General features: G+C 74.6%; 12 protein-coding genes and 1 pseudogene. 7 read left to right on the top strand and 6 right to left on the bottom strand.

What is annotated here, in order from left to right:
* Positions 1–113: 113 nt before the first annotated feature.
* The 5 genes from AB0K43_RS00065 (at position 114) to AB0K43_RS00045 (ending at position 3,695) form a co-directional block, all read left to right on the top strand.
* The gene (locus AB0K43_RS00065; protein WP_363634258.1) at positions 114–644 is read left to right on the top strand and encodes a SigE family RNA polymerase sigma factor; all 531 of its coding nucleotides are present in this window, start codon (positions 114–116) and stop codon (positions 642–644) included.
* A 69-nt stretch (positions 645–713) separates the two neighbouring features.
* On the top strand, positions 714–1,946 hold the full coding sequence (locus AB0K43_RS00060; protein WP_363634257.1) for a hypothetical protein: 1,233 nt from the start codon (positions 714–716) through the stop codon (positions 1,944–1,946).
* A 27-nt stretch (positions 1,947–1,973) separates the two neighbouring features.
* Positions 1,974–2,390 carry an HIT family protein gene (locus tag AB0K43_RS00055; protein ID WP_363634256.1) on the top strand — a complete coding sequence of 139 codons (417 nt, stop codon included), beginning with the start codon at positions 1,974–1,976 and terminating at the stop codon, positions 2,388–2,390.
* A gap of 131 nt (positions 2,391–2,521) precedes the next feature.
* Positions 2,522–2,845 (top strand): hypothetical protein, encoded by a 324-nt coding sequence (locus AB0K43_RS00050; RefSeq protein WP_363634255.1) that lies wholly within the window; start codon positions 2,522–2,524, stop codon positions 2,843–2,845.
* Positions 2,846–2,909: 64 nt separating this feature from the next.
* Complete coding sequence (locus tag AB0K43_RS00045; RefSeq protein WP_363634254.1) at positions 2,910–3,695, top strand: aminotransferase class IV family protein; 786 nt, start codon at positions 2,910–2,912, stop codon at positions 3,693–3,695.
* 46 nt (positions 3,696–3,741) lie between these two features.
* On the opposite strand, the gene AB0K43_RS00040 is transcribed toward AB0K43_RS00045, so the two are convergent.
* From AB0K43_RS00040 to AB0K43_RS00015, 6 genes are all read right to left on the bottom strand, one after another.
* Positions 3,742–4,344: a superoxide dismutase gene (locus AB0K43_RS00040; protein ID WP_363634253.1), complete on the bottom strand. Its 603-nt coding sequence runs from the start codon at positions 4,342–4,344 to the stop codon at positions 3,742–3,744.
* Between the two features lie 238 nt (positions 4,345–4,582).
* Entirely contained in the window at positions 4,583–5,413 is an 831-nt protein-coding gene (locus tag AB0K43_RS00035) for a DUF1028 domain-containing protein (protein WP_363634252.1), read from the bottom strand.
* 89 nt (positions 5,414–5,502) lie between these two features.
* Positions 5,503–5,835 carry a GNAT family N-acetyltransferase gene (locus tag AB0K43_RS00030; RefSeq protein WP_363634251.1) on the bottom strand — a complete coding sequence of 111 codons (333 nt, stop codon included), beginning with the start codon at positions 5,833–5,835 and terminating at the stop codon, positions 5,503–5,505.
* A gap of 109 nt (positions 5,836–5,944) precedes the next feature.
* Positions 5,945–6,481: a PadR family transcriptional regulator gene (locus AB0K43_RS00025; protein ID WP_363634250.1), complete on the bottom strand. Its 537-nt coding sequence runs from the start codon at positions 6,479–6,481 to the stop codon at positions 5,945–5,947.
* Positions 6,482–6,545: 64 nt separating this feature from the next.
* Complete coding sequence (locus tag AB0K43_RS00020) at positions 6,546–8,567, bottom strand: NADPH-dependent 2,4-dienoyl-CoA reductase (protein WP_363634249.1); 2,022 nt, start codon at positions 8,565–8,567, stop codon at positions 6,546–6,548.
* 83 nt (positions 8,568–8,650) lie between these two features.
* Positions 8,651–9,724 carry a GNAT family N-acetyltransferase gene (locus AB0K43_RS00015; RefSeq protein ID WP_363634248.1) on the bottom strand — a complete coding sequence of 358 codons (1,074 nt, stop codon included), beginning with the start codon at positions 9,722–9,724 and terminating at the stop codon, positions 8,651–8,653.
* 357 nt (positions 9,725–10,081) lie between these two features.
* Between AB0K43_RS00015 and AB0K43_RS00010 the strand changes: the two genes are divergently transcribed.
* Both AB0K43_RS00010 and AB0K43_RS00005 read left to right on the top strand, forming a co-directional pair.
* Positions 10,082–12,118 (top strand): FAD/NAD(P)-binding protein, encoded by a 2,037-nt coding sequence (locus AB0K43_RS00010; protein ID WP_363634247.1) that lies wholly within the window; start codon positions 10,082–10,084, stop codon positions 12,116–12,118.
* Positions 12,115–12,350 (top strand): annotated as a pseudogene (locus AB0K43_RS00005) (3-carboxy-cis,cis-muconate cycloisomerase); the annotation flags it as partial. The gene AB0K43_RS00010 and the pseudogene AB0K43_RS00005, both read left to right, overlap by 4 nt.

Here is a 12,350-nt window from a genome sequence, read left to right as displayed (position 1 = left end):
GCCGGTGGGCCGCCTGCGCTGTGGTCCGCAGCGGTGACGGCCCGTCGGGTGGCCGGCCGGGCTCCGCCGGACCGGGCTGCGACAGGATCCCGGTGCCACCGCGTTGGAAGGGTATGGACCGCACAACGACGAAGAGTTCGGCGCCGCCGAAGCCGCTGGACTTCCTGGAGTTCGCTGCGGCACGGGGGCGTCACCTGATCCGGACCGCGTACCTGCTGACCGGCGGTGACGAGTACCTCGCCGAGGACCTGGTGCAGGAGAGCCTGGCGAGGATCTATCTGAAGTGGCGGCGGATATCCCGCCTCGACAACCCGGCCGCGTACGCGCAGACGACGCTGGTGAACGCCTTCCTGTCGCACCGGAGGCGGCGCAGCAGCACCGAGCGGGTGACCGACCACTTCACCGAGGTGGCCGCCGTGGCGGCGGATCCGGCCCTGCGCCTGACGCTGCTGCAGGCGCTCGGGGAGTTGCCCGCGCCGGACCGGGCCGTCCTGGTGCTGCGCTACTGGGAGGACCGCAGCGTGGAGGAGACCGCGGCGGCGCTGCGGCTCAGCTCCACCGCCGTGCGCTCGCGCAGCAGCCGGGCGCTGGCCCGGATGCGCGCCGCGCTCGGCGAGGAGCTGGAAGAGCTCTCCGGCTCCTGACCCGCCCACGGCCTTCACCGACCCCGGCCGACGCCGATCTCCGCCCGACCTGGAACCAAGGGACCGACCATGACTTTCGAGGAAGACTTCAGCCATGCCCTCAGGGGCGCCGCCGACCTGGCACCCGACCGGCCGGGGGACGTGCTGGCCCGCGCCGCGGTGCGGATCGGGTACCGGCGGCGGCAGCGGCGGCGCAGCCTGCTGGCCGCCGGCGCCGGTGTGCTGGCGCTGGCCGGGGTGACGGTGGTGGGCGTGGCCACCCACGGGCCGTACTCCCCCGCGGGCCGGCCGAGGTCCGACCGGATCACCGGGGACTTCATGCTCCGGACCATGACCTCGCTGCTGCCGACCGGCCAGGTGGTGGAGGGCCGGGGGTTCGGTATCGGCGAGGTGTCGCCGCCGGAGGCCGGTCCGGTGGCCTCGGTGATCTTCGACGACGGCCGAGGCGCCGCGATGATCAGCCTGAACACCGACCGGGTCGCGCTGCCGATCACCGGGCGCACCGGCGGCACGCAGTGCACGGACTCCTTCGACGAGCCGGTCGAGAGCTGCACCCGGACGGTCCGGCCGGACGGCTCGGTGCTGCTGATCGAGAAGTTCGGGCAGCGCAACGAGTACATGGCCAAGACCTGGACCGCGATCTACACCGGTACGGACGGGCGCCACGTCCGGGTGGACGAGACGAACTCGCGCACCACGGGCGTCCCGTTCAGCCGGGAGAACCCCCCGCTGAACGAGGAGCAGCTCGCCGCCCTGGTGACCAGCGGCCTGTGGGACCCGCTGTTCGAGGAGTTCATCGGCCCCCCGACGCCCCGGCCGACCGCTCCGGTCACCCGCACCCCGGCCCCGCTGCCGCCCGCGGCCGAGGTGCTGGAGCGGGCCGAGCGCCAGCTGCCGGCCGGCGCGGAGGCGGCGGACGGCGGCGCGCAGGAGAGCGCGGGCACGGCCCACTTCCCGGTCACCCTGGACGGCCGGACCAGCACCCTGACGGTCTCGGTCACCCCGCACTGGCGGGCGGACGACCTGGCCGACCCGCGGGCGTTCTTCCTGGACAGCGGCGGCTCCGATCCGGTCACCCGCACCCCGGACGGCACGGCCGTGATCGTCCGGGTGACGGGCGCGAGCAAGGGCAGTTCCGATCCCGCCCTGCACTGGAACGTCGAGGCGCTGCACCCGGACGGCACCCTGGTGACGGTCGGCGAGTTCAACGGTGACCGGATCTGGAACGCCGGCCCGGGCAGCCCGGCGCTGAGCACCGATCAGCTGATCGCCCTGGCCACCGGCCCCGTCTGGCGGGGCTGACGGCCCGGCCGGGGTGACAATCGGCCCGTGGAGTGCATCTTCTGCGACGTGATCGCGGGGCGGGTACCCGCCCACCGGGTGCTGGAGGACGAGGTGGCGGTGGCCTTCCTGGACCACCGGCCGCTCTTCCCCGGGCACGTCCTGGTGGTCCCCCGGGAGCACCTGGAGACGGTGACCGACCTGCCCGCGGCACAGGTCGGCCCGTTCTTCTCCCGGGTGCAGCGGGTGACCCTCGCGGTCGAGTCCGGGATGGCGGCGGCCGGCAGTTTCGTGGCGGCCAACAACCGGGTCAGCCAGTCGGTCCCGCACCTCCATGTCCATGTGGTGCCGCGGAACCGCAAGGACGGGCTGCGCGGCTTCTTCTGGCCGCGCGGCCGCTACCGGGACGAGGCCCAGGCGGCCGACACCGCCGCCCGGTTGCGCGCCGCCATGACCGCGCCATGATTCCTGACGCGTCGTCAATTATGGTCCGGGACACGCCATCAAGTTCTGTTCCAGCTGTGGATCTACCGGTCGGCAGGGTATCTTTCGACCCGTTGCTCACGAAATCCACACCTGGTATTGGAGACTTCGCCATGGCCGTCCCCAGGTCGCTCACCGCCCTCGTCGGCGCAGCCGCGCTGTCGCTCACCCTGGCCGGCTGCTCGGACCCGCCGATCGGCACCATCACGGCGACCGACGGCACCACCGTGCAGAAGCTCACCAGCCCGCTCTCCGGCACCTGCCACGGGTTCGGCCAGGGCGTGACGGCGGTGCGCAACAACCTGCTGGCCGACGTGGTCCTGCACCACGGCCCGGACTGTACGGACCCGCAGGGGGCCGAGACCTTCTACCTGGCCACCAACACCTCGGTCGAGGACGCGAGCGAGCACTGGCTCAGCTTCTCCATCGTCAGCTGAGCCGGCCGGGGCCCCGGCGCGAACCGGCCCCCCGGCGGACCGGCCGCCTGACAGACTGTCGGTCATGATCGAGCTGAACGGGGAGCCCGCCCAGGTCCGGCAGGTCGCGGCGCTGGCCCTGACCAACTACGGCCACTTCACCACCCTGCGGGTGGCCGACGGGCGGGTGCGCGGGCTGGAGCTGCACCTGGCCCGGCTGGTACGGGACTGCCGCCTGGTGTTCGGCGCCGAGCTCGACCCGGAGCAGGTCCGCACCCGGCTGCGCGCGGCCGTCGCGGACGCCTCGGCCCCGGTGACCGCCAGGGTCACCGTCTTCGACCCCGGGCTGGCGCTGGAGCGCCCCGGCGCGCGCGCCGATCCGCAGCTGCTGGTGACCACCCGGCCGGCCGCCGCCACCACCACCCTGCCGCCGCTGCGGGTGCGGAGCGTCGAGTACCGGCGCGAGCTGCCGCAGGTCAAGCACACCGGCCTGTTCGGCCTGCTGCACCAGCGGCGGCTGGCCCAGCTGGCCGGGTTCGACGACGCCCTGCTCACCGGCCCGGGCGGGGTGGTCTGCGAGGGCGCGACCTGGAACATCCTCTTCCACGACGGCCGGCACCTGGTGGCCCCCGAAGCCGACCAGCTGCCCGGGATCACCGCGGCGCTGCTCGCCCGCGCCCACGGCGGCCCGCAGCGCACGGAGCCGGTGACCGTCGGCGGGCTCGGCCGGTTCGAGGCCGCCTTCGCCACCAACGCCGGGTTCGGCGTCCGCCCGATCGCGCAGATCGACGGCGTGGGCTTCGACCCCGACCACCCGGTGCTGGCCCGGCTGCGCGAGGAGTACCAGGCGCTGCCGGCCGAGCGGCTGTGACCGGTCGGCGGGGCGCCGCCGCGCGGGCGCCCCGCCGACCGGGCCGTCAGACGCCCTTGGCGGCGGTGAAGCGGGCGGCCACGTCGTTCCAGTTGACGACGTCCCAGAGCCTGGTGACGTAGTCCGGACGGACGTTCTTGTACTGCAGGTAGTAGGCGTGCTCCCAGGCGTCGAAGGCGAGCAGCGGGGTGGTGCCCTGGCCGACGTTGCCGTGGTGGTCGTAGACCTGCTCGACGATCAGGCGCTTGCCGAGCGGCTCCCAGGACAGGATGCCCCAGCCGGAGCCCTGGACGCCGACGGTGGCGGTGGTGAGCTGCTTCCTGAACGCCTCGAAGCCGCCGAAGTGCTCCTCGATGGCGTCACCGAGGGCGCCGTCGGGGCGGTCGCCGCCGTCCGGGGAGAGGTTCTCCCAGAACAGCGAGTGCAGGACGTGGCCGGACAGGTGGAAGGCGAGGGTCTTCTGCAGCCCCACCAGGCCGCCGAACTGCTCCTTGTCGCGGGCCTCGGCCAGCTGCTCGATGGTGTCGTTGGCGCCCTTGACGTAGGCGGCGTGGTGCTTGGAGTGGTGCAGCTCCAGGATCTCCGCGGACATCGCGGCCTCGAGCGCGGAGTAGTCGTACGGAAGGTCGGGAAGCGAGTAGGTGCCCATCGGGACACGGCCCCTTTCAACGGTGTCGATCATGCCGAAGCCACACTATTGCCTATTACTTGCAATAGCGTAGTGAATGCTCCAGCATGATGATGGCGAGGGGGTCGGCCCGTCGGCCATCCGGACTCCGCCTCCCGGCGGGACGCCGGGTCCTTCCTGACCGACGATCGTCTTCCCAACCGGCGCCCGCCGGGACACCGGCCGACCCCCGCGCCCCGATCCACCCGCAGGTGGGCGCTCAGTCGCCCGCGGCGCCCTCGGCCAGGTCCGAGACGGTGCGCAGATGGCTCAGCAGCACCGGGTCCAGCGCGCCCCCGACCAGGCGGCCCTCGATGTTCTCCATCCCGGCCCAGTGGTCCAGCGAGTCGTGGCCCAGCACGGTGAGCCGGGCGCTCACCTCGGCGGCCAGCTCGGCGGTCAGCTCCAGCAGGGCCGCGGGTTCGGTGGCCCCGAACAGCAGCTCGTGGACGCCGAGCAGGCGGCCCAGCTCGGCCACCGGGTCCGGGTGGTCGTCGACCCGCAGGTCGTGCGAGACGTCGCCGAAGCCGGCGAAGCCCCGCCCCGGCTCCACCACGTGCAGCGCGGCGCTCTGCCGGCCGCGGCGGTCGCCGCCCGCCGCGTCCCCCGCGACCAGCACCGCCACCAGCCGGTCGGCCAGCGGCCGGCCCGCGCCGGCCAGCCAGGCGGCCTCCATCGCGTGCACCACCTCGGGCCCGGTGAGGATGTTGCCCTGGATGGCGTACCCGTCACCGACCACTCCGCCGGCCCAGGGCAGGCACTCCTCGCCGGTGTAGGTCGCGCCGTCGCCGGCCGGGCCGACCACGCCCAGCTGGCGCTCGGCCCGTACCCCGTCGGCGGCGGTCAGGGCGGCCACCACCTCGGCGGGCGCGGCGCCGGTGCGCAGCATCGTCAGGCCCTGCGGACGGTAGGCCAGGTTGGCCCAGGCCTGGGTGGCCAGCGCACCGGCGGCGGCGTCGGCGGCCGGGACGACCGATCCGGCCGCCAGGAACCTGCTCGCCACCGCCACGCCGAAGGCGCTACCGGACCGGGCCACGATCGAGAATGTCATGGCCCCGGACCATACCCGCCGGGCCGCCGCCCCCGCCGGGTACTTCCTCCTTGCCCGATCGACCGTCAACCCGTCGGCGGCGCAGGGCTTCAGAGGTCGAAGCGGACCCTGCGGTCGACCGGGACCAGATCGGTGTACTCCCGGTTCCGGGCGATCCACACCCGCACGAACGGGCAGTACGGCAGCACCGCGAGCTGCCTGCGCCGGGCGGAGTCGAGCGCGGCCCGGACCAGGGTCGCGGCCAGGCCCTGCCCCTCGTGGCCGGGGCCGGTCTCGGTGTGCAGGAAGGCGATCTCGCCGCCGGAGAGGTGGTACTCCACGAACCCGGCCGGCTCGGCGTCGTCCGCCGCCAGCCGGATCTCGAACCGGGAGGCCGCCGGGTTGTCGGTGACCTGGGGCTCCGCCTGGGGTTCCGTCGTCATGCTGCCTCCCGCGCCGTGGGGCCGATCTTCCTCCCAGGCTAGGCTCGGGCCCGCCCGGGCCGCAGCGCGGGGAGCTCGGGGCCGGGGGCGGGACCACCCGGTCGGCCGCTCAGTCGGGCCGCTCCAGCACCGCGGCGGCCTCGGTCAGCCACTCGACCCAGAAGGCCTCCAGCTTGATCCCCGCCTGCAGCACCAGGTGCTGCAGGCGGTTCTCCCGCTCCGCCGAGTCGGCCGGGAAGTCCCGCCGCTCGATCTCCCGGTACTCCGCCAACTGGGCCCGGTGCAGGCCGAGATGGCGGGCGAGCTCGGTGTCCAGACCGGCCGCGCCGACCGTCGCGGCGGCCCGCAGCCGCAGCAGCAGGGCGTCGCGGACCGGCTTGGGGTCCTGCTGCTCGGCCACCCAGCCCACCAGCTCGGCCCGACCGGCCGGCAGCACCTCGTACTCCTTGCGGCCGCCGCGGGCCGCGGCCTCGTGCGGCAGCTCCCGGATCAGCCCGGACTCCTCCAGCCGGCCCAGCTCGCGGTAGATCTGCTGGTGGGTGGCGGACCAGAAGTAGCCGATCGACCGGTCGAAACGGCGCGTCAGCTCCAGCCCCGAGGACGGCTTCTCCAGCAGGGCGGTGAGGATGGCGTGCGGCAGCGACATGGGGTGGCGGGCCCTCTCCTGGGACTGACTCGACAGGAGCGCATCCTACGGACCCGCCGCAGCCTCAGAGCGTCGCCGCGAGGCGGGTGCCCTGGTCGATGGCCCGCTTGGCGTCGAGCTCGGCGGCCAGGTCGGCGCCGCCGATCAGGTGCGGGTCGCGGCCGAGCGCGCGCAGCTCCTCGTACAGGTCGCGGCGCGGCTCCTGACCGGCGCAGAGCACCACGGAGTCGACCTCCAGCAGGCGCGGCTCGCCGTCGACGGTGAGGTGCAGGCCCTGGTCGTCGATCCGCCGGTAGGCCGCCCCGGCCACCATCTGCACGCCGCGGTGGCGCAGTTCGGTGCGGTGGATCCAGCCGGTGGTCTTGCCGAGCCCCGCACCGACCTTGGTGGTGGAGCGCTGCACCAGGTGGACGGTCCGGGCGGCCGGTCGGCGGACGGGGGTGCGCAGCGCGCCCGCCGACCGGTACTCGGTGTCCACGCCCCACTGCTCGAAGAAGGCGGCCGCGTCCAGGCTCGCCCCCTTGCTCGGGTCGGTCAGGTACTCGGCGACGTCGAAGCCGATGCCGCCGGCGCCGATCACCGCGACCCGCTGCCCGACCTCGGCCCGCCCGCCCAGCACGTCCAGGTAGCTGAGCACGCTGGGGTGGTCGACGCCGGGGATGTCCGGGGTCCGCGGGGTGACGCCGGTGGCGAGCACCAGCTCGTCGTAACCCTCGGCGTCGAGCGCCGCGGCGGTGGCCGTGGTGGCGAGCCTGAGCTCGACGCCGTGGATCTCCAGCTGCCGGCGGAAGTACCGCAGGGTCTCGTCGAACTCCTCCTTGCCCGGCACCTGCCGGGCAAGGTTGAGCTGGCCGCCGATGGTGGCGGCGCTGTCGTACAGGGTGACGGCGTGGCCGCGCTCGGCCGCCGTGACCGCGAGGGCGAGTCCGGCGGGGCCCGCCCCGACCACGCCGATCCGCTTGCGGCGGCGGGTCGGGCCGAGCACCAGCTCGGTCTCGTGGCAGGCCCTGGGGTTGACCAGGCAGGAGGTGATCCGCCCGCTGAAGGTGTGGTCCAGGCAGGCCTGGTTGCAGCCGATGCAGGTGTTGATGGTGTCGGCCTCGGCCGCCCGGGCCTTGGCGACGAAGTCGGGGTCGGCCAGCAGCGGGCGGGCCAGCGAGACCAGGTCGGCCCGGCCCTCGGCGAGCAGCTGCTCGGCGAGCTCCGGGGTGTTGATCCGGTTGCTGGTCACCAGCGGGATCGAGACCGAGCCCATCACCCGCCCGGTCACCCAGCTCCAGGCGCCGCGCGGCACCGAGGTGGCGATGGTGGGGATCCGCGCCTCGTGCCAGCCGATGCCGGTGTTGATGATCGTCGCGCCGGCCGCCTCGACGGCCCGGGCCAGCGCGACCACCTCCTCCAGGGTGGAGCCGCCGGGCACCAGGTCGAGCATCGAGAGCCGGTAGATCAGGATGAACCCGGGCCCGACCCGCTCGCGCACCCGGCGGACGATCTCCACCGGGAAGCGCATCCGGTGCTCGAACGGGCCGCCCCAGCGGTCCTCGCGGAGGTTGGTGCAGGCGGCGGTGAACTCGTTGATCAGATAGCCCTCGGAGCCCATGATCTCGACCCCGTCGTACCCGGCCCGCTGGGCCAGCGCGGCCGCGTCGGCGAAGTCCTCGATGGTCCGTTCGACCTCCTCGCCGGTGAGCTCGCGCGGCGCGAACGGGCTGATCGGCGCCTGCAGCGCGCTCGGGGCGACCAGGTCGGGGTGGTAGGCGTAGCGGCCGAAGTGCAGCAGCTGCAGGGCGATCCGGCCGCCCTCACGGTGCACGGCCGCGGTGACCGCCCGGTGCTCGTCGGCCTCGGCCTCGGTGGTCAGCTTGGCGCCGCCCGACCACGGCCGGCCCGCCTCGTTCGGGGCGATGCCGCCGGTGACGATCAGGCCGACGCCGCCGCGGGCACGGGCGGCGTAGAAGGCGGCCATCCGCTCGAAGCCGTGCTCCGCCTCCTCCAGGCCGACGTGCATCGAGCCCATCACCACCCGGTTGGGCAGGGTGGTGAAGCCCAGGTCGAGCGGGCTGAGCAGATGGGGGTACGCGGTCATCCGACGCCTCCTGGTCCGTGGTCGCGTGCCTCACGGTAGGGCGCCGGGGAGCCTTATGCAACTAGTTGCACAACTGCCGGGGGTCAGTGCCCGGCCGACCTCCGCTCCTTGAGCGAGTGCTTGAGCCCGAGCAGCACCCCGGCGCCGCCCCGCGGCACCAGCCAGGATTCGTCGTAGCGGTCCACGGCGTCGAAGCGGTACTTGTACGGCTCGGTGCCGCGCAGGAAGTCGAAGGTCGCCAGCCCCTGCTCGGCGCAGGCCCGCACCGCCTCGGCGATCACCGCCGTACCGAGCCGCAGCTCGGCCAACTCCGGCTCCCAGCCGATCTGGTAGTAGGCGAAGCCCGCGCCCCAGCGGAAGCCGTAGAGCACGCCGACGACCTGTTCGCCGCGCTCCGCGAGCAGGAAGGCCGGCCCCTGCTCGGGGTCGGCGGCGGCCGAGCGCTCCAGCACCCGGGCGTGCAGCGCGCGACGGCGTTCGTCGAAGGTGGTCGCCTTGCCCATCGCCGCGCGGCGCACCTGGTGCAGCCGCAGCACGGTGTCCAGCAGCTCCGGGCCGGCCTCCTTCGGCGGCACCCAGCGGAAGGTCACCCCGGCGGCGGCCAGCTTGCGGCCGTAGCGGCGCAGGTTCGCCCGGAACTGGCGGGAGCCGACCGCGTCGAACCCGCCGGCGAGGTCGGTCCGCGGGCAGGTGGCCCGGGCCACCCGGCGGGCGCCCGGCGGCAGCAGATCGCGCTGCTCCGGATCCAGGTCGGGCAGCCACAGGGTGCTCCGCCGGGCCCGGTCGGCCAGGAACTCCCTTACCTCCTGGCGAAGTTCGGCGCCGACCGGGAAGCCGCAGTGGTCGGCCGCGCCCGGGCCGGAGCCGAGCGCGGTGAGCACCGGGGCGGCCAGCGGCAGCCGCGGGTGCAGCCGTTCGCGGGTGTGCAGCAGCGGCACCACCGCCGCCACCCGACCCGTCGGCCCGCGCCAGATCGCCACCTCGGCCGCACCCGGGGGCAGGTCCGCACCGAGCGTCTCCCACCAGGCGAGCACCCACTCGGGCGTCATGAACCAGGAGCCCGCCGGATCCCCCGCCACCAGCTCGCGCCAGCCGTCGACCAGCTCGGCCGGCAGCCCCGGCGCCCGGTGGATCTCCGGGCCCTGCGCAGTCACCATCGCTCGCTCTCCCCCACACCCGTCGCCACGACCCGGCCGCCGGGCGGCGGTCCAGGGCCGAGTGAATTGTGTCGAACAGCGCTGGGGTACGGCCGGGTTTCACCCCAACCCGCCCGATCCGCCCCCTGCGCCGCCGCCTGCGCCGCCGCCGCGGCTCCCGCGGGGCCTCCCCGTGACGCAGGGTCAGCCATCCGCCACGGTACGAGGTACCGGGCACTTCGCTCCATCTGAGTTTGCGTCAAGTATCGACTAAGCAGCTCCACTTGATCCACCTTGGTCTACGCACCCGGCTCCCGCCCCCGACCGGCCGGCCGGCGCCGGGCACCCTCACGCACGGCCCAAGGATGGAGACCACCCATGAGCACTCCGGCGGACCTCGTCGTCTGCATCGTCGGGGCGGGCCCACGCGGCCTGTCCGTACTGGAACGGCTGTGCGCGCACGAGCGGAGGTCGCCGAGCTGCGCCTCGCTCACCGTCCACCTGGTCGACCCGGCGGAGCCCGGAGCCGGGCGGGTCTGGCGGACCGACCAGTCGCCGCAGCTGCTGATGAACACCGTCGCCTCGCAGATCACCGTGTACACCGACGACAGCGTCCGCATCGACGGTCCGATCGAGCCCGGGCCGAGCCTGTACGAGTGGGCCGGGGAGGTTGCCGGGGCCGGGCACCCGGCGGACCGGGAGACCCTCGCCGAGGCCCGCTCGCTCGGGCCCGACCGCTACCCGACCCGTGCCTTCTACGGCCGCTACCTGCGGGAGTGCTTCCGGCGGATCGTCGCGAACGCGCCCGCGCACCTCACCGTCCTGACCCATCGCACCCGCGCCGTCTCGCTCACCGACACCGCCGTCTCGCTCACCGACACCGCCGTCCCGCTCACCGACACCGCCGGGGCCCGCGGCGGCCGCGCCGGCCGCGACGCCGATCGCCCGCAGAGCGTCGGTCTGGCGGACGGCCGGCGGCTCGACGGCCTGGCCGCCGTGGTCCTCGCCCAGGGCCACCTGCCCGCCCGGCCCACCCCGCGCGAGCGGGAGGAGGCGGCGCTCGCCCGGCAGCACGGTCTGCGCCACCTCGGCCCGGCCAACCCCGCCGAGGTGGACCTCGACGGGATCGGCGCCGGCGAGCGCGTGCTGCTGCGCGGGCTCGGGCTGAACTTCTTCGACTACCTCGCGCTGTTCACCCTCGGCCGCGGCGGCGCCTTCGAGCGCGCCGGGGGCCGGCTGGTCTACCGGCCGTCCGGGCGGGAGCCCCGGCTGTGGGCCGGCTCCCGCCGCGGCGTGCCGTACCACGCCCGCGGCGAGAACCAGAAGGGCGCGCACGGCCGCCACCTCCCGCGCCTGCTGACGCCCCGGTACCTCGCCGCGCTGCGCCGGCGCGGCGACGGCGGGGAGCCGGCCGGCTTCGGAACCGACCTGTGGCCGCTGATATCCGCAGAGGTGCAGAGCGTCTACTACCGCACGTTGCTGGAGTCGCGCGGCCGGGCGGCCGAGGGCGCGGCCCTCGGCGAGCGCTGGCTGACCGCGCCGGACGAGCCCGCGCGACAGCGGCTGCTGGACGACCACCGGGTGGCCCCCGCCGACCGGTGGAGCTGGCAGCGGCTCGCCGACCCGTTCCCCGCCGAGGGCTTCGCCGACCGGGCGGGCCTGCGCGGCTGGCTGCTGGACCACCTGGACCGCGACATCCGCGAGGCCAGGGCCGGCAACGTCGACGGCCCGCTGAAGGCGGCCCTGGACGTGCTGCGCGACCTGCGCAACGAGATCCGGCTCGCGGTCGACCACGGCGGCCTGCGCGGCGACTCCCACCGCGACGAGTTGGAGCGCTGGTACACCCCGCTGAACGCGTTCCTGTCGATCGGCCCGCCGGTGGCCCGGATCGAGCAGCTGCGGGCCCTGGTCGAGTGCGGCCTGCTGGAACTCACCGGCCCCGGCCTGGAGGTCGGCATCGACACCGGGCGGCCGGCGTTCGTGGCCCGCTCCCGGCTGGTTCCCGACGAGGTACGGGCCTCGGTGCTGATCGAGGCCCGGCTGCCCGAGCCCGACCTGCTGCGCACCGAGGATCCGCTGCTGCGGCACCTGCTGGAGACCGGGCAGTGCGCCGCGTACCGGATCGGCGACCACCACTGCGGCGGGCTGGCCGTCACCCGGCGCCCGTACCGGTTGCTGGACGCGCAGGGCCTGGCGCACCCGCGCCGGTTCGCCTACGGGGTGCCGACCGAGGGCGTGCACTGGGTGACGGCGGCCGGGATCCGGCCGGGCGTGGACTCGGTGACCCTGGGCGATTCGGACGCCATCGCCCGTGCTGTGCTGTCCCTGGCGCCGGCCGCTGACACTCCGCCAGGAGTGCCCGCGCGCACGGCTGTCACCACCTCGATCACCACCTCGATCGGAGCGATCGCATGACCGGAACCCCGGAATTCCTGACCGATGCCGGCCTGCTCTCCCCCGTGCGGGCCGGCACCCCCGTCGAAGCCGCCGTCAGCGACCACGCCTGGCTGCAGGCCATGCTCGACGCCGAAGCCGCCCTCGCCCGCGCCCAGGCCCGCCTCGGCACCCTCCCCCAACACGCCGCCGACACCATCACCGCCACCGCCCACGCCGACAACTTCGACCTACGCGCCCTCGCCCTCGCCGC

This window comes from Kitasatospora sp. NPDC049258, from assembly GCF_040678895.1.
Lineage (GTDB): Bacteria > Actinomycetota > Actinomycetes > Streptomycetales > Streptomycetaceae > Kitasatospora.
The sequence above is the reverse complement of the archived record's forward strand: the minus strand, read 5'-3'. Positions and strand labels throughout refer to the sequence as shown.